Below are 23,819 nucleotides of genomic sequence, written 5' to 3' on the forward strand. Positions count from 1 at the left end.
CTGCACCGACCGCAGGAACGAGGGTCTTCTCCGCGGCGTCCCTCGCAAAGCCCGACAGCCCCACGGCGCAGGGCGGGAGTGCGGGATCCTCTCCGCATGGCAGCGAAAGACGAGCTCGGACGAGCGGGCGAACGACGTGCGGCGGAGTACCTCCGATACCGCGGGTACACCATCCTCGACCGGAACTGGCGGTGTGCGCAGGGCGAGATCGACATCGTCGCCCAGCGGGACGGATGGCTCGCGATCGTCGAGGTGAAGACACGGCGGAGCACCGCATTCGGGCATCCGCTCGAGGCGATCGATGCACGGAAACGCCGTCGTCTCTGGCAGCTCGCGTACGCCTGGCGGGCCGCGCACGCGGATGCGGTGGCGGGCCTGGCGCTGCGCCTCGAGGCGATCGGGATCACCGGTCCGGACGCCGCGCAGGGCGTCGTCGACCATCTCGAGGACATCGCGTGACCACCGCGCGCACCTGGTCCGTCGCCCTCAACGGTGCTGTCGGACACCTCGTCGAGGTGGAGGCCGACCTGACCAATCAGACGCCCGAGTTCCGCATCATCGGGCTTCCGGACAAGTCGCTCGGCGAGGCCGTACAGCGAGTCCACAACGCCTGTCAGAACTCCGGGCTGGATCTCCCACGGCGCCGTCTCACCGTCAACCTGTCGCCGGCCAGTCTCCCGAAGCACGGCTCGGCCTTCGACCTCGCCATCGCGATCGCCAGCCTCGCCACGGGCGGCACTCTGAACCAGCGAGCGGTCCGACGGACGGTACATCTCGGCGAACTCGGGCTCGACGGGAGGATCCGCCCGGTGCCCGGCGTCCTGCCGGCGGTCTTCGCCGCCGTGCGTGCGGGGTTCACCCAGGTCGTGGTGCCGCGCGGCAACGAGCCGGAGGCGCGGTTGGTTCCCGGTGTGGAAGTGCGGTCCGCGGCGTCGCTGGCCGAGGTCGCCGTCTGGCATGGCGCCGCCGTGGACGTGGACGACGTCGAGCCGGTCCTGCTTCCGGCCCCCGTCTCCCGGCGCGAGGACGAGCACGACCTCGCAGACGTCATCGGACAGGACGAGGCGGTCGAGGCCCTCATCGCAGCCGCCGCGGGCGGCCATCACCTGCTCCTCAGCGGTCCTCCTGGCGCGGGGAAGTCCATGCTCGCCGCACGTATGCCGGGGATCCTGCCGCTGCTCGATGAGCGAGAGGCGCTGGAGGTCGCATCGATCCGGTCGCTGAGCGGCGAGTCCGTCACCTCTCTGGACCGTCGACCTCCGCTGGAGGCGCCCCACCATACGGCCTCCACCGTGGCGTTGATCGGCGGAGGATCGCGCTCTGCGAGGCCGGGAGCCGTGGCTCGTGCGCATCGCGGGGTGCTGTTCCTCGACGAGGCGGCCGAGTTCTCCCGCGTCGCGCTCGACGCGCTTCGCCAGCCGTTGGAATCGGGGGTGGTGGACGTGCACCGATCCGGCTTCACCGCGCGTTTCCCTGCCCGCTTCCAACTCCTGCTCGCCACGAACCCGTGTCCCTGCGGCAACTTCGGTGTGCGGAACGCGGAATGCACCTGTCCGCCGAGCGCCGTCCGACGGTATGCCGCTCGGATATCCGGCCCTTTGCGTGACCGAGTCGACATCGATCTCGGGCTCACCCGTGTTGCCGCGTCGAAAGCCATCTCCGACGCGCGTGCTCGGGTGACGACGGCGTTCGCGCGTGAGCGCGTGCAGGCAGCACGGGAGCGCGCGGCGCATCGCTGGCGTGGGACACCCTGGCAGAAGAACGCCGAGGTGCCGGGTCCCGTCCTCCGACGGGCCCCGTTCCATGTTGAGAAGACCGAGCGGATGATCCTCGATCGTGCCCTCGAGCGCGGTGCGCTCACGCTCCGCGGTTACGACCGTGTGCTCAGGGTCGCGTGGACGATGGCGGACCTCGCCGGCCGGGGGCGGCCCGGCGAAGAGGAGATCGGTCGCGCCTTGCACCTACGTCGAGGGGTGGCGGCATGATCGACGCTCTGCTCGCCGACGAGAGCACGTGTGCGGTCGCCCGTCGGATTCGAGGAGGCCAATCCGAAGGACTTGCGGACGTCGTCGCCCGCGCGGTCTGGAGCGTCATCGCCGAACCCGGAGATGCCGTCGCCGGAGTCTTGACGCAGGAGTTCGGGGCGGTGGGTGGGCTCCGCTACGCCTTCGACGCGAGTGCGCGCACGAAACCCGAAGTGCGCCGTGCCGGAGCTGTACGCGCGCTCGCTGAGGCGCGGAGGCGCTGGGCCCCCCGCGCGTCACCAGCAGCGGTGTGTCGTGCGTTCCGCGCGGCGGAATCGGTCGGGGCTCACCTCGTCGTGCCCGGTGACGCCTGCTGGCCGGTCCGTCTGTCCGATCTCGGCACACAGGCACCCGCGGCTCTCTGGGTGCGCGGGCGCTGCGAGCTCCTGGTTGCGCAGCCCCAGGTCGCCGTCGTCGGCGCGCGGGCTGCGACCGGGTACGGCGACCGCGTGGCGTCGGAGCTGGCGGGAGACCTGGCGACGACCGGCGCGGTGATCGTGTCGGGTGGTGCGTATGGCATCGACGGAGCGGCACACCGCGCTGCTCTCGGGGTGGGAGGGGAGACGGTCGCGGTGCTCGCCGGCGGCGTGGACCGTCTTTACCCCGCCGGTCATCACGACCTGTTGACGCGCATCGCGGAGCGCGGTGCCGTGGTGAGCGAGCCCCCGTGCGGGGCCGCTCCCACCAAGTGGCGGTTCCTCGCTCGAAACAGACTCATCGCGGCGCTGGGGCATGCGACGGTCGTCGTCGAGGCGGGGTGGCGAAGCGGCTCCCTGAACACCGCGGGCCATGCCGCGACTCTCGGACGGCCCCTCGGCGCGGTGCCGGGACCCGTGACGTCCGCATCATCGGCCGGGTGCCATCGGCTCCTGCGGGAGTACGATGCGACCTGCGTGACGTCGGCCACGGAGGTCAGAGAGCTCATGGGGGAGTCGGTGGGGGCGCCTCCTGGCGTCTCCTCCCTCGGCCCCGATCGGAGTCGTGTCGAGGCAGCGATGAGCACGGCGGTCTCCCTGACGATCGCCGACATCGCGGAACGAGCGGGGGTCGAGGCAGGGCGGGCGCGCGCGATCCTCGGGCTTCTCGATCTGGAGGGCACCGTGCGCCGAGACGAGCGGGGGTGGCGCCGCCGCTGAGTTGCCCGAGTACCGCCGAACGTCGCGGTGCGGCGGGGCGCGACGAACTCGCCGACGATCCGGGCAAGCTGGAGACGTGGATTACGCAGTCGCGGTGGAGGCGTTCACCGACCACCTGGAGAAGGTGCGCCGGCTCTCGCCCGCGACCGTGCGCGCCTACCGTGCAGACCTGCGAGACCTCGGGTCCACGGTGGGCATCGGGCCGGTGGCGAGCGTGGACCTGGAAGATCTTCGGGAATGGCTCTGGCACGCGACCCAGCGTGGCGACGCCCGCTCCACCCTGGCACGTCGCGCGGCCGCCGCACGATCCTTCTTCGCCTGGGCGCGCGAACGCGAGCTGATCGCGACTGACCCGAGCATCCGCCTCGTGGCCCCCAAACGAGCGAAGACGCTGCCGACCGTGGCGTCGAAGGATGCGATGACCCAGTTGCTCGACGCGCACCGCGCGGCCGCGAGCGACGGAGATCCGGTAGCACTGCGAGATCACGCGATCCTGGAGCTCCTATACGCGGCAGGCATCCGCGTCTCCGAGTTGTGCGGCCTCGACGTCGACGATGTCGACCTCGAGCGCGGGACCGTCCGTGTCCTCGGCAAGGGCGCGAAGGAGCGGGTCGTGCCCTTCGGGGCTCCGGCCGTCGTGGCCACAGGTGCGTACCTCACCCGTGCCAGGCCCACGCTGCTCGCCCGCGCCATGTCCCCCGGAACGGCAGTCTTCCTCGGAGCGCGAGGGGGACGCATGGGACCGCGAGCCGTGTACGCCCTGGTGGCCCGAGCGCTGGCGCCGGTCGTGGGGGCGGAGACGATCGGCCCGCATGCGCTGCGACACAGCGCGGCGACCCACCTCCTCGACGGAGGCGCGGATCTGCGTGCCGTGCAGGAGATCCTCGGCCACGCCAGCCTGGGCACGACCCAGATCTACACGCATGTCTCCGCGGAGCGCCTCACGGCGACCTATCGTCTCGCTCATCCCCGCGCCTGACGGCGCCCGAGCCGCTCACGTCCCGCACCCCTGTTGCAGCACCCCGGGGGTGCGACGGGCACGCGAGGAGGCTGCCGGTCGTCGGACTCGCCGGATCACTCGCGACAGCAGGGGAGGAGCACCGCGCGTCGCACCTCTCCGAACAGCGTCAGTGGATCGACGTACAGGCCTTGCAGCCGCACGCCGAGATGGACGGTGCCATCGGCCGCGTGTCCGCCCCGCGCGACCGTGCCGACGTGCTGTCCACGTGTCACACGTTCGCCCGGCGAGAGCGAAGAGTCCACCGGCTCGAACGTCGTGACCAGACCGCCGGCGTGAGTGATGGTCAGAAGAGGCCGATCGACGACGACACCCCGGAAGGCCACGACACCGTCCGCCGGAGCCATCACCGCGGCGCCGACGGGCGCAGCGATGTCCACACCGCGATGACCCGGGCCGTACGGCTGCGTCGGAGCACGGAAGCGGACCACGACGGAGCGCGCGCCCTCCACGGGCCAGTGCCAGTCGCCGGCGGGTTCGCGCGTGCGGTCGCGCGGCCTCCCGGTGCTCGAACCCTCCATCCGTACGCGCGACACCCCGAGGGAGAGACCGGTCGGCGCGCGATCAACCGCCGCGACGTTCGTCAGCTCCGGGCCCGAGCCCGCGACGGGAGCGGTCGTGGCCGCCGCGCCGCTCAGGGTGCCCGAGAGCACGGCTGCGACCAGCCCGAGAGCGAGGACGACCGATCGGTGTTCTGAGGTCATGCGGCGAGTCTGAGGGAGGCGGCGGACGCATGGCGGGCGGGCGAGTCGCTGGTTCGGCGGCCGGGAACAAGTCGCGCGAGCTCCAGGCTGTGCAGTGCGAGCGCCGCACCGTGATCCTGTATGCTGGACGAGCACCTCGATCTCGGGGTGACTACGCGTGCCCACAGCGATTCTCTCGTGGCATCCACTCCCGCAGGTCCTGCTTCCCGCAGGTGGGCGTGAGCCGGGCACCAGGGCGTCCGATCATCCGGTCGGCGTGAACAACCTCAACGGCGCCTTCGAGCGCCAGAACCAGGAGACGACCATGGCTGTGGTCACCATCCGCCAGCTGCTCGACAGCGGCGTGCACTTCGGACACCAGACCCGTCGGTGGAACCCGAAGGTAAAGCGCTTCATCCTCACGGAGCGCAGCGGCATCCACATCATCGACCTTCAGCAGTCGCTCGGCTACATCGACAAGGCGTACGACTTCGTCAAGGAGACCGTCGCGCACGGCGGCACCATCCTCTTCGTCGGCACCAAGAAGCAGGCGCAGGAGATCCTCGCGGAGCAGGCCACGCGCGTCGGCCAGCCGTTCGTGAACCAGCGCTGGCTGGGTGGACTCCTCACCAACTTCTCCACGATCGCGAAGCGTCTCGCCCGCATGAAGGAGCTCGAGGAACTCGACTACGAGAACCCGGCCGCTTCGGGCTTCACCAAGAAGGAGCTGCTGCTCAAGAAGCGCGAGCTCGACAAGCTGCACAAGTCGCTCGGCGGCATCCGCAACCTCACCAAGACGCCGTCGGCCCTGTGGGTCGTCGACGCCAAGCGCGAGCACCTCGCGATCGACGAGGCCAAGAAGCTCGGCATCCCGGTGATCGGCATCCTCGACACCAACGCGGACCCGGACGACTTCCAGTACCCGATCCCCGGCAACGACGACGCGATCCGCTCCGTCTCGCTGCTGACCCGCATCATCGCTGACGCCGCGGCCGAGGGCCTGCAGCAGAAGCACAACCCCGAGTCGGGTGACGCCGAGCCGCTCGCCGAGTGGGAGAAGGAGCTGCTCGAGGCTCCGGTCGAGGAGTCGGCCGACGCCGCTGAGGTGGTCACCGCCGCCGATGAGGCCGCTGTCGTCGAGACGCCCGCTGCCGACGAGACCGCCGCCGACAAGGCCGGTGCCGAGGCGCACGACGAGGCGATCGCCGCCGCTTCCGGTGAGGAGACCGCTGAGGTCGCCGCCGCCGAGGCCGCAGACAACAAGTAATCCCTCGTTCACACCCACATCACGAAGCAAGGAGCCACCACACATGGCCAACTTCACCATCGCGGACCTCAAGGCGCTGCGCGAGCAGCTCGGCACCGGAATGGTCGACACCAAGAAGGCGCTCGAGGAGGCCGACGGCGACGTCGAGAAGGCCACCGAGATCCTGCGTCTCAAGGGTGCGAAGGGCAACGCCAAGCGCGCTGACCGTTCCACGAGCGAGGGCCTCGTCGTCGCTCGCGAGCAGGACGGCGCCGTGACCCTGATCGAGCTCGCCTGCGAGACCGACTTCGTCGCGAAGAACGACCGATTCATCGCGCTGGCCGACAAGGTCGCCGACGCCGCGGCCGCGGTCAAGGCGGACTCGGTCGAGGCCGCGCTGGCCGCCCAGGCCGGCGACAAGAGCGTCGAGCAGGTCATCTCGCAGGAAGCGGCGATCATCGGCGAGAAGGTCGAGCTGCGTCGCGTGCGCACGATCTCCGGCGACAAGGTCGAGGTCTACCTGCACCGCACCAGCAAGGACCTGCCGCCGCAGATCGGCGTCGTCGTCGCCTACTCGGGTGACGACGCCGAGACCGCGCGCAGCATCGCTCAGCACATCTCGTTCGCGAACCCGTCGTACCTGTCCCGCGAGGACGTGCCGGCGGACGCGGTCGAGAAGGAGCGTGAGATCGTCACCGAGATCTCCCGCAACGAGGGCAAGCCCGAGGCCGCCCTGCCGAAGATCGTCGAGGGCCGTGTCGCCGCGTTCATCAAGCAGGTCGCCCTGCTCGAGCAGGACTACGCGAAGGACAACAAGCTCTCCGTCGCCCAGGTGGCGAAGGACGCCGGTATCACCGTGACGGACTTCGCGCGCTTCAAGGTCGGCGCGTAACACCGTCGAAGGGGTTCGGATCGCATGATCCGAACCCCTTCTTCATGCCCACGAGGCACTATCTTGAATCGGGACGAGAGGACACCACCCATGACTGAACGCACCGGACGCCGCCGCGTCCTGCTCAAGCTCTCCGGAGAGGCCTTCGGAGCGGGGCAGTTGGGGGTGAACCCGGACGTCGTCAGCCAGATGGCGCGGGAGATCGCGGCGGCGGTGGATCGGGTCGAGGTCGCCGTGGTCGTCGGCGGTGGCAACTTCTTCCGCGGCGCCGAACTGAGTCAGCGCGGCATGGACCGCGGCCGCGCGGACTACATGGGCATGCTCGGCACCGTGATGAACGCTCTCGCGCTGCAGGACTTCCTCGAGCAGGCGGGGGCGGCGACCCGCGTCCAGTCGGCGATCGCGATGACGCAGGTCGCCGAGCCGTACATCCCGCGGCGGGCGGAGCGACACATGGAGAAGGGGCGCGTCGTGATCTTCGGCGCGGGTGCCGGACTGCCGTACTTCTCGACCGACACCGTCGCGGCGCAGCGCGCCCTGGAGATCGGTGCGCAGGAGGTGCTCGTCGCCAAGAACGGCGTCGATGCCATCTACACCGCCGACCCGAACAAGCACGCCGACGCCGAGCGCATCGAACGCGTGACGTACCGCGACGCGCTGCAGCAGGGCCTCAAGGTCGTCGACTCCACCGCCTTCAGCCTGTGCATGGACAACAACATGGACATGCGCGTCTTCGGGATGGAGCCGGCCGGGAACGTCACCCGCGCGCTTCTGGGCGAGACGATCGGCACGCTCGTCACCGCCTGACGGCCTGCGCGGTTCGAGCACGCCCGACCGATAGAATTTCTGAACACCCCGACGATAGGAGTCACCGTGATCGCGGATGTCCTCGCTGAAACCACTACCCGCATGTCTCGCGCCGTCGAGGCTGCCAAGGAGGACTTCTCCACGGTGCGCACGGGCCGCGCCAACCCCCAGCTCTTCCAGAAGGTGCTCGTGGACTACTACGGCACCCCGACGCCGCTCGCGCAGCTGGCCTCCCTGGCGAACCAGGAGGCGCGCACGCTCATCATCACCCCGTACGACAAGTCGGCGCTGAAGGCGATCGAGCAGGCCATCCGCGAGATGCCGAACCTCGGTGCGAACCCCACCAACGACGGCAACCTCGTGCGCGTCACGATGCCGGAGCTCACGGCTGAGCGTCGCAAGGAATACGTCAAGCTCGTAAAGTCCAAGGCCGAGGACGCGAAGGTGCACGTGCGCGGCATCCGTCGCAAGGCGAAGGACGAGCTCGATGCGCTGAAGAGCGAGCTCGGTGAAGACGAGATCGCCCGCGGCGAGAAGGAGCTGGACGCGCTGACGCGTCAGCACGTCGATCTGATCGACGACGCGCTCAAGCGCAAAGAGGCCGAACTCCTCGAGGTGTAAGCCCGCATGACCGACGAAACGCGAGACGCCGAGGAGGGCAAGCCGCTCACGCGCCGCGATGCGCGTGACGATGGCGTGTCCGAGGCCGGCGCCCCGCTCGCCGATGCAGCGTTCCCGGGGTTCGACGTCGCCGCGGTGCCGCCCCGCCCGCCGCTTCCCGAGCCCGAGACGCCGGCCGGTCCGGCGCGACGCCTCGACACGGCCGACCACAACGCGATCCGCGAACAGTGGCGCGCCGCCCGCGACGAGTTCGGCACGCACGTGTCGCACGCGCGGGATCAGTTCGATCAGGCCAACGAGCGGATCAAGCAGCGGACGGGGCGCGACCTCATGCTGGCGATCCTGATCGGGCTCGCGTTCGGCGGTGCCCTGCTCGCCTCGCTTCTCTTCATCAAGGCGCTGTTCGTGCCGTTCGCCCTCGCCGCCGCGCTGCTCGGTGTGTACGAGCTGTCCCGCGCGCTGCGGGCGGCAGGACGCCGTGTGGACGTCGTGCCGCAGCTGATCGCTGCGACGTTCCTCGTCCTCGGCGCCTACTTCGCGGCGCCGTGGCTGTCGTGGGTCATGCTGTTCGTGTCGGTGGCGTTCGTCATAGTCTGGCGCCTGGTGGCCCAGATGATCGCCAAGGACGGGCGCACCTACGGCGACGTGCTCACCGATGCGGTCATCGGCGGTTTCGTGCAGGTGTACGTCCCGTTCCTGGCGGGAGTGGCGCTGATCCTCCTCGAGCAGGAGGGCGGGCAGTGGTGGGTCCTGAGCTTCATCGCCATCGCCGTCGCCGCTGATACCGGTGCCTATGCGGCCGGTCTCGCGTTCGGACGCCATCCGATGGCACCGCGGATCAGTCCCAAGAAGACCTGGGAGGGCTTCGGCGGTGCTGTCGGGGCGTCGCTCGTCGCCGGTGTGTTCCTCGCGATCCTTCTGCTGGATCTGCCCTGGTGGGGCGGGCTGATCTTCGGAGCAGCGATCCTGCTGTCCGCGACGCTGGGTGACCTCGGCGAGTCCATGCTCAAACGCGATCTCGGCATCAAGGACATGAGCTCCTGGCTGCCCGGTCACGGCGGTCTTCTGGATCGACTCGACAGCATCCTGCCCTCGACGATCCCCGCGTTGTGCCTCTACTTCCTCCTCTCTCCCTGGGTGGTGCTGTGATGACCGACAACCGGACCGACGAGAAGACCCGGCCTTCGGCGCCCCCTGCGTTCGCGGTGACGTCGGGGCGCACGCGCGGATATCACCGTGCAGCCGTCGACACGTTCCTCGCGTCGGCGCGCCGCGCGTTCGAGACCGGGAGCGACGAGCTCACGGCGGACGCCGTCCGCACGGCCTCGTTCCCCCTCGTCAAGGAGGGTTACGTCGTCGCTGACGTGGACGCCGCACTCGGACGGGTGGAGGACGCCTTCGCTGCACGCGAGCGGGAGCGCGCCGTGCGATCGCTGGGTGCGGGTGCCTGGGTCGAGCAGGCGAGGGCGGACGCGCAGGTCATCCTCGATCACCTCGCGCGGCCGGCGCGCCACCGTTTCGGCCGGACCGGCATCCTCACCTTCGGCTACCGCGTCGACGAGGTCGATCATGTGATGTCGCGCATCGTCCGCTACCTGCGCGACGGCGACCCCCTGACCGCGGAGCAGCTCCGATCCGCGGCGTTCCGCATGCAGCGAGGGGGGTACCGGGAGGAGCAGGTTGACGCGCTCCTGGACGCGACGATCGACGTGATCCTGGCGGTCCGCTGAGTCGTGGATGGCCTGTCCAGGCTCCTGTGCGTAAACTGTCTCCCATCGTGTACTCCCGAAACGACATGAACCTCGATCGAACCGCTGCGTCGCCGGTGCCTGCCGCGACCGCGACGTCGGTGACCCGAGGGGCCCGCCGGTGGACGCGCCGTCGTGGCGTCGCCGGTGCCTTCAGCGGGCTGGCTGTCGTCGGATTGGCCGCCGCGATGGTCGCACCGACCGGCGTCGCTCTCGCAGAGCCCGCGCCGCAGGAGTCGCCGGAGTCGGTCTACGCCGCTGCCCTCGCCGATACGCAGGACCTGACGGTGACGGTGAAGGGCGCCGAGATCACTCCGCTCGCCCGTGGCACGTTCGAGATCTACGTCAAGCCGAAGCCGCCGCCCCCGCCGCCCGCCCCGACCGCGACGAGCGGTTCGAAGGGCAAGCCCTCCGGCGGTGGATCGCTCCCGCCGTACAGCGGTGGCGGTGCGCCGGCCGAGTGGATGGCTGCGGCGGGCATCGCTCAGAGCGACTGGCAGTACGTCGACTACATCGTGTCGCGCGAGAGCGGCTGGAACCCCAACGCGACGAACAAGTCGTCCGGTGCCTGCGGTCTCGTGCAGGCGCTGCCGTGCAGCAAGGTGCCCGGAAACGGCTACAACCCGGTCGACAACCTGCGCTGGGCCACCGGCTACGCCACGGGTCGCTACGGCAGCTGGGCGGGCGCGTACAACTTCTGGACCACCAACCACTGGTGGTGAGCAGGCACCATGCCCCGCTCACGTCGACGCCCTCCGGCGCGCCCTGACCCCGACGCGTCGCTCGATCGCCTGCTGGCGGGGAGGAAGCGCACGGAGATCCGTCGCGGTGTCGAGTGGACCGTTCAGCCCGTCTCCGCGGTGCAGGCGCTGAAGGAGTACGTCTGCCCGGGGTGCGGACGGGTGATCGAGCCCGGTACCGCGCACGTCGTCGCCTGGCGGGCGGACGGGGTTCTGGGGGAGGCTGCCGCCCTCGCCGACCGCCGGCACTGGCACAACCACTGTTGGAGGATCGCATGACCATCGAGATCCGGGGACCGCTGCAGTTGCCGGCGCGCCGCGAGGACATCGAGCTGACGACGGCGGACGGCCTGACCCTGGTCGGGGAGCTCGCCCTGCCCGCGGAGAGCGAGCCGGTCGCGACGCTCGTCACGCTGCATCCGCTTCCCACGGCCGGCGGATTCATGGATTCGCACATCCTGCGGAAGGCGGCGGCTCGTCTGCCCGCCCTCGCCGATCTCGCGGTCCTGCGCTTCAACACCCGTGGCACCACGTCTCCGCGCGGCACGAGCGATGGTGCGTTCGACGGCGGGGCTCTGGAGCAGTTCGACGTCGCCGCGGCCATGGAGTTCGTGCACGCTCGCGCGCTGCCGCGCCCCTGGCTGCTGGGCTGGTCGTTCGGCACGGAGCTGGCGCTGAAGTACGGCCGCGACCACGCGATCGAGGGCATCATCCTGCTGTCGCCGCCGCTGCACCGCGCGACGGACGAAGAGGTCGCCGCCTGGGCGGAAGCCGATCGTGAGGTCGTGGTCCTGGTTCCGGAGTTCGACGACTATCTGCGGCCGGCCGAGGCCGAGAAGCGCTTCGCCTCGATCCCGCACGCGCGTCTGATCCCCGTGGAGGGCGGCAAGCACCTCTGGGTGGGGGAGACGCAGACGCGACGCGTGCTCACCGAGGTGGTCGCTGCCGTGAACCCGTCGGCGCTCCCACTACCGACGCACTGGTCCGACGACTCCTGACCACCGCACGGCGCGTCGGACGACGCGTCAGAGGTCGTTCATGCGCGGGATCAGCACCTGGCGGTAGATGATCAGGATGCTCGCCGCGACGGGGATGGCGATGAGCGCCCCGAGCAGACCCAGCAGGCTGCCGCCGGCGAGGGCGGCGACGACGACGACCGCGCCGGGGACGGAGACCGCGCGGCTCATGATGCGCGGGGAGATGACGTACGCCTCGATCTGCATGTAGATCAGGTAGTAGATCCCCGCGGCCAGCGCGGTGGCGGGGGAGCCGAGCCCGGGGATCAGGCAGACCAGCACGATGATCGTGGAACCGGTGAGTGTGCCCACCAGCGGGATCAGGGAGAAGAAGAACGCGATGACCGCGAGGACGGCGGGGAACGGCGCCTCGATGATCGTCAGGTAGATCGCGCTGAGCACGCCGTTGATGACGCCCTGGGACACCTGGCCCATGACGTAGTAGCCGACCGAATCGGTGATCTGCTCGGACAGGTCGATGAACCGGTCGCGCTTCGACGACGGCACCAGCTGGTACACGGCTCGCTTGAGCGACGGGGTCGACGCCGTGAGGTAGATCGTGAGGATCAGCACGATGAAGGCCCCGAACACGCCGCTCAGCACGGCGCCGCTGGCGATCAGCACTCCCTGTCCGATCGACCCCCCGATCTCCGCCAGGTTCGTGGTCAGCCAGTCCTCGATGTAGTTGAAGACGTCGTCGACCAGAAGGTTCGGGAACGTCTCCTGGATCCAGTCCTTCAGGTCGTCGATCGCGGTGCCGCGCTGGACGATCGTGGTGATCTGCGCGATCAATTGCGAGATCTGGTCGACGAGCACCGGCAGCACGATCAGGATGATCCCGACGAAGACCGCAAGGACCGCGAGGATCGTGACGAGCACGGCGAGCCACCGGGGGAGTCGCCGTCGCTCGAGGAACGAGACGAGGGGATCGAGGCCCAGGCTCAGGAAGAGCGCCGTCCCGATGTAGAGCAGCACGGTCGAGAGGGTCTGCACGCTGCTGATCAGCAGGATCCCGAGTCCCACGCCGAGCGTCGCCACGAGGGCGGTGCGGAACGGATTGTGGATCTTCATCGGTGCTCCTCGAGACGGCTGCAGCAAGGCTATCGAGCCCGGAGCACGGTGCCGCGACGACGTGCCGTCCGTTGCCCACGCGAACTGCTCGTGGGCAACACACAGGTGACTTCGCTAGTCTGAAATGTCGAGTGTGGCGTCGCGGGCGGGTATTCGCGATGCGTGAGGAGACTATTCGTGCGTTTCGTATGGGCCGTGGTGGCCTTCGTGCTGGCTGCCGTGCTGATCGGCGCGGGTATCGCTCAGCGGACCGTCTTCATGGGCCCATCGAACCAGCAGGAGCGCGTCTCGATCGAGGAGCCCGCGCCGTTCGTGCTGATGGACGGCGACGTGCTGCGGACCAACCCGGGCTCGCAGAAGCTCGTGGTGAGCGGCGAGGGCGAGATCTTCGCCAGCTACGGCCGGACCGCCGACATGCAGGCCTGGCTGGCCGACTCCGACTACAACCACGTCTCGGTCGGTGACGACGGTGAGTTCGTGGTGGAGCACGTCTCGGCTCCTGCTGAGGAGGAGACGACGGAGCCCGGCGACGAGGCGGGAGCGACGCCGGCACCCGAAGAGACGCCGGCCACCGACGCCGAGACCGAGGAGCCCGCAGGTCGCGACCCGGTCGGCTCCGACCTGTGGCTGGACTCCTTCAGCGAGGAGAACCTGCTCACGGCCGACAACATGCAGCTCCCGGAGGGCACGAGCGTACTCATCGCCTACGACGGCACGAGAGACGCTCCGGACGACATCGTGGTCTCCTGGCCCCTCGACAACAGCACCCCGCTCGCCGGACCGTTGATGGTCGCGGGTGGGATCGTGCTCGTGATCGGCCTCGTGCTCTACATCCTCGCGATCCGCCACCAGCGCCGCGGACGTGGGCCGCGCCGGAAAGGCCCCGGGCCGCTCCCGATGACGGAGCCGATCGAGGTCGCCGCACTGCCCGCGGGCGAGCGCGCGGCTCTCGATGCGGCCGACGCGAAGCCGACGTCCGACCCCGGTGTCGAGGACGCCGAGGTGGTGGAGGACGAGCCGACGCCTCGCGCAGAGCCGGAGGGGAAGTCCTCCCTGCGCGCCGCCGGAGCGACGCGCCGCCGTCGGATGCTGGTCCTGCCCGCCCTGGGGCTCACCGCGCTCCTGGCCGCCGGGTGCTCGGCCGACTCGTGGCCGCAGCTGGGCGACGCCTCCGCCACGCCCTCGCCGTCGCCGACCGTGATCGCCCCCGAGAACCAGAAGCCGCCGGCGGTCACCGAGGCCCAGGCGAAGCGCATCCTGAAGAGCCTGGCCGACACGGTCGCCGAGGCCGACAGCACCCTCGACGCCGACCTCGCGGCCACCCGCCTCGTCGGTCCCGCGCTCGAGGAGCGCGTCGCCGACTACGCCATCCGCGCGAAGGTCACCAACGACGCGCCTCCCGTGGCCATCCCCACCGACGACGTGCGGGTCGTGCTGCCCGAGGCCACGGACCGCTGGCCGCGCACCGTTCTCATGCTCTCGCAGAGCGCCGACGACGACACCGTCCCGCCCGTGCTGCTCACGATGACGCAGGACGACCCGTGGTCGAACTACAAGGTGACCAACCTGGCCCAGATGGCCGCCGACGCACAGTTCCCGGAGGTCGCGGCGAGCTGGCTCGGCACTTCCATGGTGCCGGCCGACTCCGCGTTCCTGACGCTGCCGCCCGACCAGGTGGCCACGGCGTTCTCCGACGTGGTCGACAACGTGGAGAAGAGCCAGTACTACGGCCAGTTCGACGATCTCTCGTTGGCGGTCGCCCAGTCGATCCGTGATGGGCGGCAGACCGTGGTGCAGGGGCTCGTGGATGCCAATGCCGCCGAGACATCGAAGACGGCGTTCAAGGCGGCGCCCACGACCGCCGAGCCGGTCTCCATGACCACCCTCGACAGCGGCGCGATCGTCGCCGTCTCGGTGCTCGACGTCGAGACCATCACCCCGGTCAACTCCGACGTCGTCATCCGCTTCGGCAACAACGAGCAGGCCAAGGCGCTCACGGGCGTGACCGAGTCGTCGACGGGTGTCGAGACGACGTACCTGAGTCAGTTGTTCTTCGCCGTCCCCTCGCAGGGTTCGAGCGAGCCGATCAAGCTCCTGGCCTCCACCCAGGACCTGCTCTCCGTGAAGGTGATCAAGTGACCGACATCTCTCCCGCGGCGCTGCGTGGCGCCGTCGACCTCTCGAGTCTCCGCAACCGCCCCACCCCGTCCTCCGGGGGCGGCCCCGCGACGCAGGGCCAGGGCGTCACCGATGTGGTCGTCGATGCGACGGACGAGACCTTCGGCGAGGTCCTGGAGATCTCCCGCACCGTCCCGGTCGTGGTCGACCTGTGGGCCGAGTGGTGCGGGCCGTGCAAGCAGCTGAGCCCGATCATCGAGAAGGTCACCCGCGAGCTGGGCGGTCGCGTGCTGTTGGCGAAGGTGGACGTGGACGCGAACCCGCAGCTCGCCCAGAGCTTCCGCGCGCAGTCGATCCCGATGGTGGTCGCGCTGATCGCCGGGCAGCCGGTGCCGATGTTCACGGGTGCCGTGCCGGAGCAGCAGGTGCGCGAGGTGTTCGCCCAGCTGCTCCAGGTAGCGGCGCAGAACGGCGTGTCCGGGACGCTCTCGATCTCGGGCGATGCTGCAGCGGATGCGCCCGAGCCGGTCGAGCCCGAGCTGCCCCCGCTCCACGCCGAGGCGTACGCCGCGATCGAGGCGGGCGATTACGCCGCCGCCATCCGCGCATATGAGAAGGCGCTGGCCGAGAACCCGCGCGATGAAGACGCCATCGCCGGGCTCGGGCAGGTGCGCCTGCTCCACCGCGTGCAGGGCCTCGATCTGCAGGAGGCGCGGGCCGCGGCCGCCGCCGGACCGCTCGACGTGCAGGCGCAGTTCGACGTGGCGGATCTCGACCTCGCCGGAGGGCACGTGGATGACGCGTTCGCGCGGCTCCTCGATCTGTTCGCTCAGCTCCCGTCGGACCAGCGGGCGCCGGTGCGCGAGCGGCTCGTGGAGCTGTTCGGCCTCATCGGCCCCGCCGACCCGCGCGTCGTGTCGGCGCGCAACCGGCTGTCCTCGCTGCTGTTCTGAGTCCGCGCCCCGGGGCGAGGTCGTCCTCGCGGGGCGCGGCCGGCGCAGCTCAGCCGTTGTTGACGGTGGGGACGTGCGGCTCGGGCTGGTAACGCAGCCAGAGGGTCGACAGTGCGGGGAGCGTGATCGCCGCCGTCGCGGTGCCGCTGTCGTCGCGCACGGCGACCACCATCCCGAGGTTGCCCGATCCGTGTCCTCCGTATTCCGCGGCGTCCGAGTTGAGCACCTCCTGCCACACGCCCTCGCGGGGGAGTGCGAGTCGGTAGCCGGTGCGCTCGACCCCGGCGAAGTTGCTCACGACCACCAGCCGCCCGCCGTGGGCGTCGCGCCGCTCGAAGGCGATCACGGAGGGGTCCCAGCTGGGGGCGCCGAGCCGCGTGAACGACGATCCGTCGCTGTCACGCTCCCACAGCGGCGCCTGGGCGCGGTACACGCCGTTGAGCGCGCCGACGAAGTCCTGCAGCTGGGCGTGCGAGGGCTGCTCGCGCAGCCACCAGTCGAGTTCGCGCCCCTCCGACCACTCGGCGAGCTGCCCGAACTCCTGGCCCATGAACAGCAGCTTCTTGCCCGGGTGTCCCCACATGTAGGCCAGGTAGGCGCGGACGTTGGCGAGCTTGTGCGTGTGGTCGCCGGGCATCTTCGCGAGCAGGCTGCCCTTCCCGTGCACCACTTCGTCGTGACTGATGGGCAGCACGTAGTTCTCGCCGAAGGCGTAGACGAACGAGAACGTCATCTCGCCCTCATGGTGCGCGCGATACATCGGGTCGCGGGCGATGTACTGCAGCGAGTCGTTCATCCAGCCCATGTTCCACTTGAACCCGAACCCGAGTCCCGCGTGATCCGTGGGCGCGGTGACGCCGGGGAAGCTCGTCGACTCCTCCGCGATCATGAGGATCCCGGGGTGCAGGCGGTAGGCGGTGGCGTTCACCTCCTGGAGGAACCGGATCGCCTCGAGGTTCTCGCGACCCCCGTGGACGTTGGGCTCCCACTCGCCGTCGCGGCGCGAGTAGTCGAGGTACAGCATCGAGGCGACCGCGTCGACGCGCAGCCCGTCCACATGGAACTCCTCCAGCCAGTAGAGGGCGTTCGCGACGAGGAAGCCGCGGACCTCGGGGCGACCGTAGTCGAAGATGAGCGTGCCCCAGTCCTGATGCTCGCCGCGGCGGGGATCGGGGTGCTCGTAGAGGGGCTGGCCGTCGAAGCGGGCGAGCGCGAACTCGTCCTTCGGGAAGTGGCCGGGGACCCAGTCGAGGATCACGCCGATGCCCGCCTGGTGCAAGCGGTCGATGAGGTAGCGCAGATCGTCCGGCGTGCCGTAGCGGCTCGTCGGCGCGTAGTACCCGCTGACCTGGTAGCCCCAGGAGCCGCCGAACGGGTGCTCGGCGAGCGGGAGGAACTCCACGTGGGTGAACCCCGTCTGCTGCACGTGCTCGATGAGGGGATCGGCGACCTCACGGTAGCCGAGATCGCCCCGCCAGGAGCCCAGGTGCACCTCGTAGACCGAGAGCGGCTGCGCGACCGCGTGGGTCGCGGCGCGCCGGGTCATCCACGCGCCGTCCTGCCACGCATAGGTCGAGGCGGTGACGACCGACGCGGTCTCCGGCGGCAGCTGCGCGGCGAGCGCCATCGGGTCGGCCTTGAGGATCCACGCACCGGCGCGGGTGCGGATCTGGTACTTGTACCGGGTGCCGAGCGGCAGGTCGGGGATGAACAGCTCCCAGACGCCGCTCACGCCCATCGACCGCATGGCGTGCGTCTCGCCGTTCCACCCGTTGTGGTCTCCGACCACGCGTACGGCGCTGGCGTTCGGCGCCCAGACCGCGAACGCGACACCCGCCTCGCCGCCGTGCGTGGTGGGATGCGCTCCCAGTACCTCCCAGAGCCGCTCGTGCCGTCCCTCCGCGATGAGGTGCAGGTCGAGCTCGCCGAGCGCGGGGGAGTGACGGTACGGGTCGCCGGTGATCGCTTCGTCGTCCACGTCGCGGTAGCGCGTCGCCAGTCGATAGGGGACGGGCGGCCCGGGGTGACGGCCCTCCCACAGCCCGTGGGTCACGTGCGAGAGCTCGAGCCGGGTGCCGTCGGCGAACACGGCGGCGACGGAGGAGGCCAGCGGGCGGCGGGCGCGGATGATCGTGACCGTCCGCCCCGCGGCGTCCTCGGCGGGATGGGTTCCCAGCACGGCGTGCGGATCGTGGTGCTGTCCCTCGGCGACGGCGACCCACTCGGCGGATGCGATCGCTTCTTCGGCAAAGCTCATGCTCTCTCCCTCACCTTCAGGATGTGCACCGGCTCGGCGAAGGCGTCGAGCCGCACGTAGTTGTGGTCGCTCCAGGTCCAGACACTGCCGGTCAACAGATCCTCGACCTCGAACGGTTCGCCCGGGGGGACACCCCAGCGGGTCGTGTCGAGGTGGACCGTGGTCTCCCTGACCGAGTGCGGGTCGACGTTCGCGACCACGATGATCGTGTCTGCCTGTCCGGTGCCGGTGAACGCCGCATCGAGGTGCTTGCTGTAGACCAGGACGGCGTCGTCGTCGCTCCAGTGGGTCTCCAGGTTCCGCAGCTGCCTCAGCGCCGGATGCTCGGCGCGGATCGCGTTGAGCCGACGCAGCAGCGGGGCGAGGGACTCACCGCGCTCCTCGGCACCGCGCCAGTCGCGGAACTTGTACTCGTACTTCTCGTTGTCGATGTTCTCCTCCGAGCCGGGACGCGCCACGTTCTCGAAGAGCTCGTATCCCGCATACACCCCGTACACCGGCCCCGCGGTGGCCGCGATGCAGGCCCGGATGCGGTAGGCCGCCCGGCCACCGAACTGGAGGTACTCGGTGAGGATGTCGTGCGTGTTCACGAACAGATTCGGTCGCATGTAGTCCGCGGTGTCGTGGGAGATGCTGGTGAGGAACTCCTCCAGCTCCGCCTTGGTGTTGCGCCAGGTGAAGTAGCTGTAGCTCTGCTGGAAACCCACCGCAGCGAGCGCCCGCATGACGGCGGGACGGGTGAAGGCCTCCGCGAGGAACACGACCCCCGGATCGCTCTCGTTCACGGTGCGGATGAGCCACTCCCAGAACCGGAGCGGCTTCGTGTGCGGGTTGTCCACCCGGAAGATGCGCACGCCCTGTGCCACCCAGTGCTGCACGACCCGCAGCATCTCCGCGGCGATGCCCTCGGGGTCGTTGTCGAAGTTGAGCGGATAGATGTCCTGGTACTTCTTGGGCGGGTTCTCCGCGTAGGCGATCGTGCCGTCCGGCAGGGTCGTGAACCACTCCGGATGCTCGCGGACCCACGGGTGGTCGGGGGACGCCTGCAACGCGAGGTCGAGCGCGACCTCGAGCCCTTCCTTCTCGGCAGCCCGGACGAAGGCCCGGAAGTCCTGGGCGCTACCGAGGTCGGGATGGATGGCGTCGTGCCCGCCCTCGGCCGCACCGATCGCGTACGGGGATCCTGGATCGCCCGGCTCGGCCACCAGCGTGTTGTTGCGTCCCTTGCGGTTGGTCGAGCCGATGGGGTGGATGGGCACGAGGTAGATCACGTCGAACCCCATGGCCGCCACGTCGGGGAGCCGCTTCGCAGCCGTCCGGAAGGTGCCGCTCCGCACCGAGCCGTCCCTCAGCCGCCGCGCCCCCTCCGAGCGGGGGAAGAACTCGTACCAGGCGCCCACTCCTGCTCGCGTGCGATCGACGTGGAGGTGCTGGTCCGCAGAGGCGGAGCGCAGCGACATCAGGGGACGCTCGGCGAAGACGACCGCGAGCTCCGGGTCTGCCGCGAGGGAGGCGGCGATCGCGGCGTCTCCCGTGCGCAGCGCCTCGGCGCCCTCGCGCAGGCGGCGACGCTGGGCCGCTGGCCGGTCCTTCTCGGCGGCGGCCCTGGCCAGCAGCTCGGCGCCGAGTGCGGCCACGACCGGGACATCGACGCTGGCGGCGAGCTTGAGCCGTGCGGCATGCGCCCAGGTGGCGTAGTCGTCGGAGAAGGCCTCGAAGCGATACCGCCACGGACCCTCCAGGTCCAGCGCGATCGAGACCGTCCACGTGTCGGTGCCGTCCGCGAGCGCGGTCAGGCGGTGCAGGCTCCGCTCTCCGGTGGGGGCGGTGAGGCGCACGTGCACGCCGATGAGGTCGTGCCCTTCCCGGAACGACACCACCCGGAACGGCACGACCTCGCCGGCGAACGCCTTCGCGGGAAAGCCGCCGGGGACCGAGGGCGAGCCGTCGAGGAGCGGGATCCGCGTCGTGCGCAGCTCGCCGGGGAGGTCGGCGCCGTCGAACTCGCGCGGCGGGATCTGAGCGGGGCTCCGGAGAGCCGGGGGCCGGGTACCAGCACGTGCAGTCACAGTGCGAATCTACCGCTCCGGTGTGCCGGAGCCTACCGCTCGACCCGGGCGCAGAACCGTGCTATCACTCGACGCGGAACAGGCGCATCGAGGTGCCGGGAACGGACAGGACGTCGCCGGGCTCGAAGACCTCCGCGTGCGCGGAGGGGTGCTCGTCGGCACTCGACCAGAGCGAGACGAACCGGTTCGCGCCGTCGATCTCCAGCGGCAGTCGCACGTCGATCGGCGCCTCCGTGCCGTGCACGATCAGGAGGATGCGGTTCGCCGCCTCGGTGTCGGGCGTGGAGGCGGCGACGTACTGCAGCGTGCGGTTGCCGGGATCGTTCCACTGCCCCGGTTCCATCGTCTCGCCGTTCTGGTCGTACCAGTCCATGACCGACGCGTTCGGGATGTGCTCGCCGAGCCGGGCGTAGCGGCTGGGGCGCAGCGCGGGATTCTCCTGTCGCAGCCGGATGAGCCGCGTGACGTGCGCCCGCAGATCCTCCTGCCACGGCTCCAGGTCCCACCCGAGCCACGTGAGCGGAGAGTCCTGGGCGTAGGCGTTGTTGTTCCCGCGCTGAGTGCGCCCGACCTCATCGCCGGCGGTGAGCATGGGGATGCCCGCGGACAGCAGGACCGTGCCCAGGAGGTTGCGCATGGCCTTCCGGCGGGCAGCGAGGATCGCAGGATCGTCGGTGGGGCCCTCGACGCCGTGGTTGAAGGCGCGGTTGGTGTCGGCGCCGTCGCGGTTGTTCTCGCCGTTCGCCTCGTTGTGCTTGACGTCGTAGGAGACGAGGTCGTGGAGCGTGAAGCCGTCGTGTGCCGTGACGAAGTTGATGCTGGCGAGCGGACCGCGCTCCTCGCTGAAGGTGTTGGAGGAGCCCGCGAGGCGCGTGGCGAAGCCGCCGATGCCCACCGGGGCGGAGGCGCGACGGGCGTAGTCGATGTCGCTCAGCCAGAAGTTGCGCACCCGGTCGCGGTAGCGGTCGTTCCACTCGTGCCACCCCGTGGGGAAGTTGCCCGTCTGCCAGCCGCCCAGCCCCACGTCCCACGGCTCGGCGATGAGCTTGGTGTCGGCGAGCACGGGGTCGGCGGCGATCGCCCGCAGCAGCGGATGCTCGGGGGTGTACGTGTGGGCGGCGTCTCGGGCGATCGCGGTCGCGAGGTCGAAGCGGAAACCGTCGATCTGCATCTCCTCCGCCCAGTACCGCAGCGAGTCCAGGACGAGGCGGGCGCCGGCGTCGGTGCTGGTGTCCAGCGTGTTGCCGCACCCGGTGGTGTCGATGTAGACGCCGTTCCCGTCCTGCCGGTAGTAGCTCGCGTTGTCGATACCGCGCAGGCTCGAGCGCGGGCCGCCGATGCCCTCCTCCGAGGTGTGGTTGTAGACGACGTCGAGGATGACCTCGAGCCCGGCCTCGTGGAGCAGCTTCACCATGCCCTTGAACTCGGCGATGATCGCCTCCGGTCCGCGCTTGCGGGCGTCCTCGGTGGCGTACGCGGCGTGAGGCGTGAAGTAGTTGAGGGTGTTGTAGCCCCAGTAGTTGGTGAGGCCGCGCTCGAGCAGGCGCGGCTCCGGCACGAAGGCGTGCACGGGCAGGAGCTCGACGGAGGTGATGCCGAGCGCGTGGAAGTGCTCGATCATCGCGGGGTGTGCGAGACCCGCGTACGTGCCGTGCAGCGCGGGCGGCACCTCGGGGTGGCGCTTGGTCATGCCCTTGAGATGGCCCTCGTAGATCACGGTGCGATCGAGCGGGATGCGCGGCTTGCTCGTGTTCCCCCAGTCGAAGCCGTCGACGATGACCACCGACCGCCACTCCTGGTAGCCGTGTCCCTGGGCGAGGCCCTTCGCGTAGGGGTCGAGCAGCAGCGTCTCGGGGTTGAACGTGTTGCCGGGGCCGTGCGGCCCTCCCACGCGGACCGCGTACCGGGTTCCTGGCTGGAGCAGGGCAGACGTGACCTCCCACACGCCGCCCGGCCGACGCTCGAGCGCGGCCTGGTCCGTGACCCAGTCGAGGTCGGTCGCGTCGAAGACGACCAGCTCCATCGACGAGGCGTTGCCCGACCAGACCCGCAGGGTGCCGCCGCCGTCGTGCAGGCGGACGCCGAGATCGTCGAGGGCCGATCCGCCGGGGACGACGGGGACGCGGGAGACAGGCATGAATACACCCTAGGCGTGTTGCATTTCAGTCTCATGTCGGCGCGGACCCGGTCCCAGAGGCACGACCGTGTCCGCACGACCGGGGAACGGGGGAGAATCGAGGTATGCGGCACTACCTCGACCACGCGGCGACCACGCCTCTGCGCGCGGCGGCCCGCGACGCCTGGCTCGAAGCGGCGACCGTCGTGGGCAACGCCTCGTCGACGCACGGCGCCGGACAGGACGCGCGACGCCTGCTGGAGGAGTCGAGGGAGCGGCTCGCCGCCGTGCTCCACGCCGACCCGATCGAGGTCGTGTTCACCTCGGGGGGCACGGAGTCGATCAACCTCGCCGTGCAGGGGCTCTGGCGCGCACGGGACGCGGGCACCACCGCGATCGTGCTGCCCGACGGGGAGCATCACGCCACGATGGACACCGTCGCGGCTCTCGCCGCGGAGGGCGCGGAGGTCCGCGCGGTCCCGGTGTCGCCGGAGGCGCGCATCGATGACCCCCGCTTCGCCGCCGCGCTTCCGGGTGCCGCGCTCGCGACGGCTCTGGTCGCCAACAACGAGGCCGGCACGATCAACGATGTGGCCGCCCTCGCGGCGGCGGCGGCCGACAACCGCGTGCCGTTGCACCTCGACGCGGTCGCGGCCCTGGGCCACGTGCCGCTCTCCTTCCGGGGCCTGCGCGGGTCGGCGGAGGGTCATGGCGGGCTCGTCGCGCTGAGCATCGCGGGCCACAAGGTGGGTGCTCCGGTCGGGACCGGCGCACTGCTGGTCGCCCGATCGGCTCGTCTCGCTCCGCTGCTGCGCGGCGGTGGACAGCAGCGGGGGCTCCGGGCAGGCACGCAGGACGTGGCGGGTGCGGCGGCGCTGGCCACCGCGGTCGAGCTGGCCGAGAGCGAGCGCGAGGAGGAGGCGCGTCGGCTGCGTGCTCTGCGCGACCGCCTCGTCGAGGGCGTTCGCGCGCGGGTGCCCGCCGCCGAGCTCCTGGGCGACCCGCACGTGCGGTTGCCGGGCAATGCGCAGCTGCTGTTCCCGGGGGCCGTGGGGGAGAGCCTGCTCTTCCTCCTCGACGTCGCCGGGGTATCGGTGTCCACCGGCTCGGCCTGTCAGGCGGGGGTCGCGGAGCCCTCCCACGTGGTGATGGCGATGGGCCGGTCGGAGCGAGACGCCCGCAGCGTGCTGCGCTTCTCTCTGGGGCGCACCTCCCGCGATGATGACGTGGACGCCGTGCTGACGGTGATCGCGGACGCGTATGCGCGTGCGTCCGGCGCCGGCTCAGCTGCGCGCTCGTAGACT

General features: G+C 70.3%; 21 protein-coding genes. 16 read left to right on the forward strand and 5 right to left on the reverse strand.

Going from position 1 to position 23,819, the window contains the following annotated elements; genetic code table 11:
• Positions 1–96 precede the first annotated feature (96 nt).
• The 4 genes from ACWGQ1_RS08300 to ACWGQ1_RS08315 all read left to right on the forward strand — a co-directional run bounded on the left by ACWGQ1_RS08300 (position 97) and on the right by ACWGQ1_RS08315 (position 4,139).
• Positions 97–459: a YraN family protein gene (locus ACWGQ1_RS08300; RefSeq protein WP_452312756.1), complete on the forward strand. Its 363-nt coding sequence runs from the start codon at positions 97–99 to the stop codon at positions 457–459.
• Positions 456–1,985: a YifB family Mg chelatase-like AAA ATPase gene (locus ACWGQ1_RS08305; protein ID WP_452312757.1), complete on the forward strand. Its 1,530-nt coding sequence runs from the start codon at positions 456–458 to the stop codon at positions 1,983–1,985. The genes ACWGQ1_RS08300 and ACWGQ1_RS08305 overlap by 4 nt, the downstream gene beginning before the upstream one ends.
• A complete protein-coding gene (gene dprA / locus ACWGQ1_RS08310; protein ID WP_452312758.1) occupies positions 1,982–3,160 on the forward strand; it encodes a DNA-processing protein DprA in 1,179 nt (392 codons plus the stop codon). The genes ACWGQ1_RS08305 and dprA overlap by 4 nt, the downstream gene beginning before the upstream one ends.
• A 76-nt stretch (positions 3,161–3,236) precedes the next feature.
• Positions 3,237–4,139 carry a tyrosine recombinase gene (locus ACWGQ1_RS08315; RefSeq protein ID WP_452312759.1) on the forward strand — a complete coding sequence of 301 codons (903 nt, stop codon included), beginning with the start codon at positions 3,237–3,239 and terminating at the stop codon, positions 4,137–4,139.
• A gap of 95 nt (positions 4,140–4,234) precedes the next feature.
• Here ACWGQ1_RS08315 and ACWGQ1_RS08320 read toward each other — a convergent pair whose 3' ends face one another.
• Complete coding sequence (locus tag ACWGQ1_RS08320) at positions 4,235–4,882, reverse strand: peptidoglycan DD-metalloendopeptidase family protein (protein WP_452312760.1); 648 nt, start codon at positions 4,880–4,882, stop codon at positions 4,235–4,237.
• 304 nt (positions 4,883–5,186) lie between these two features.
• Between ACWGQ1_RS08320 and rpsB the strand changes: the two genes are divergently transcribed.
• The 9 genes from rpsB (at position 5,187) to ACWGQ1_RS08365 (ending at position 11,913) form a co-directional block, all read left to right on the forward strand.
• Complete coding sequence (rpsB, locus tag ACWGQ1_RS08325) at positions 5,187–6,128, forward strand: 30S ribosomal protein S2 (RefSeq protein ID WP_136031920.1); 942 nt, start codon at positions 5,187–5,189, stop codon at positions 6,126–6,128.
• 43 nt (positions 6,129–6,171) lie between these two features.
• Entirely contained in the window at positions 6,172–6,999 is an 828-nt protein-coding gene (gene tsf, locus ACWGQ1_RS08330) for a translation elongation factor Ts (protein WP_452312761.1), read from the forward strand.
• Positions 7,000–7,089: 90 nt separating this feature from the next.
• A complete protein-coding gene (pyrH, locus tag ACWGQ1_RS08335) occupies positions 7,090–7,806 on the forward strand; it encodes a UMP kinase (protein WP_136031812.1) in 717 nt (238 codons plus the stop codon).
• 66 nt (positions 7,807–7,872) lie between these two features.
• On the forward strand, positions 7,873–8,427 hold the full coding sequence (gene frr / locus ACWGQ1_RS08340; protein WP_136031814.1) for a ribosome recycling factor: 555 nt from the start codon (positions 7,873–7,875) through the stop codon (positions 8,425–8,427).
• A 6-nt stretch (positions 8,428–8,433) separates the two neighbouring features.
• Positions 8,434–9,576 (forward strand): phosphatidate cytidylyltransferase, encoded by a 1,143-nt coding sequence (locus tag ACWGQ1_RS08345; protein ID WP_452312762.1) that lies wholly within the window; start codon positions 8,434–8,436, stop codon positions 9,574–9,576.
• Positions 9,576–10,157: a DivIVA domain-containing protein gene (locus ACWGQ1_RS08350; RefSeq protein ID WP_247981632.1), complete on the forward strand. Its 582-nt coding sequence runs from the start codon at positions 9,576–9,578 to the stop codon at positions 10,155–10,157. Before ACWGQ1_RS08345 ends, ACWGQ1_RS08350 begins: the two co-directional genes overlap by 1 nt.
• 65 nt (positions 10,158–10,222) lie before the next feature.
• Entirely contained in the window at positions 10,223–10,897 is a 675-nt protein-coding gene (locus ACWGQ1_RS08355) for an aggregation-promoting factor C-terminal-like domain-containing protein (RefSeq protein ID WP_136045734.1), read from the forward strand.
• A 9-nt stretch (positions 10,898–10,906) separates the two neighbouring features.
• Positions 10,907–11,194: a hypothetical protein gene (locus ACWGQ1_RS08360; protein WP_452312763.1), complete on the forward strand. Its 288-nt coding sequence runs from the start codon at positions 10,907–10,909 to the stop codon at positions 11,192–11,194.
• The gene (locus ACWGQ1_RS08365) at positions 11,191–11,913 is read left to right on the forward strand and encodes an alpha/beta hydrolase (protein ID WP_168442836.1); all 723 of its coding nucleotides are present in this window, start codon (positions 11,191–11,193) and stop codon (positions 11,911–11,913) included. Before ACWGQ1_RS08360 ends, ACWGQ1_RS08365 begins: the two co-directional genes overlap by 4 nt.
• Positions 11,914–11,940: 27 nt before the next feature.
• Here the strand turns inward: ACWGQ1_RS08365 and ACWGQ1_RS08370 are convergent, their stop codons facing one another.
• A complete protein-coding gene (locus tag ACWGQ1_RS08370; RefSeq protein ID WP_136031823.1) occupies positions 11,941–13,002 on the reverse strand; it encodes an AI-2E family transporter in 1,062 nt (353 codons plus the stop codon).
• Positions 13,003–13,179: 177 nt separating this feature from the next.
• On the opposite strand from ACWGQ1_RS08370, the gene ACWGQ1_RS08375 reads away from it, so the two are divergent.
• The gene (locus ACWGQ1_RS08375; RefSeq protein ID WP_452312764.1) at positions 13,180–15,141 is read left to right on the forward strand and encodes a glycosyl transferase; all 1,962 of its coding nucleotides are present in this window, start codon (positions 13,180–13,182) and stop codon (positions 15,139–15,141) included.
• Positions 15,138–16,073, forward strand: a complete 936-nt coding sequence (locus tag ACWGQ1_RS08380) for a tetratricopeptide repeat protein (protein WP_452312765.1) — start codon at positions 15,138–15,140, stop codon at positions 16,071–16,073. Before ACWGQ1_RS08375 ends, ACWGQ1_RS08380 begins: the two co-directional genes overlap by 4 nt.
• Positions 16,074–16,122: 49 nt before the next feature.
• On the opposite strand, the gene glgB is transcribed toward ACWGQ1_RS08380, so the two are convergent.
• From glgB to glgX, 3 genes are all read right to left on the reverse strand, one after another.
• Positions 16,123–18,330, reverse strand: a complete 2,208-nt coding sequence (gene glgB, locus ACWGQ1_RS08385) for a 1,4-alpha-glucan branching protein GlgB (RefSeq protein ID WP_452312766.1) — start codon at positions 18,328–18,330, stop codon at positions 16,123–16,125.
• Positions 18,327–20,399 carry a maltotransferase domain-containing protein gene (locus ACWGQ1_RS08390; protein WP_452312767.1) on the reverse strand — a complete coding sequence of 691 codons (2,073 nt, stop codon included), beginning with the start codon at positions 20,397–20,399 and terminating at the stop codon, positions 18,327–18,329. Before ACWGQ1_RS08390 ends, glgB begins: the two co-directional genes overlap by 4 nt.
• 64 nt (positions 20,400–20,463) lie before the next feature.
• Complete coding sequence (gene glgX, locus ACWGQ1_RS08395; RefSeq protein WP_452312768.1) at positions 20,464–22,536, reverse strand: glycogen debranching protein GlgX; 2,073 nt, start codon at positions 22,534–22,536, stop codon at positions 20,464–20,466.
• Positions 22,537–22,640: 104 nt separating this feature from the next.
• Here glgX and ACWGQ1_RS08400 point away from each other — a divergent pair, with 104 nt between their 5' ends.
• Positions 22,641–23,816, forward strand: coding sequence for an aminotransferase class V-fold PLP-dependent enzyme (locus ACWGQ1_RS08400; protein WP_452312769.1), 1,176 nt, complete (start codon positions 22,641–22,643; stop codon positions 23,814–23,816).
• The last annotated feature ends 3 nt before the right edge of the window (positions 23,817–23,819 follow it).

The sequence above is a fragment of the Microbacterium sp. NPDC055599 genome, from assembly GCF_053618975.1.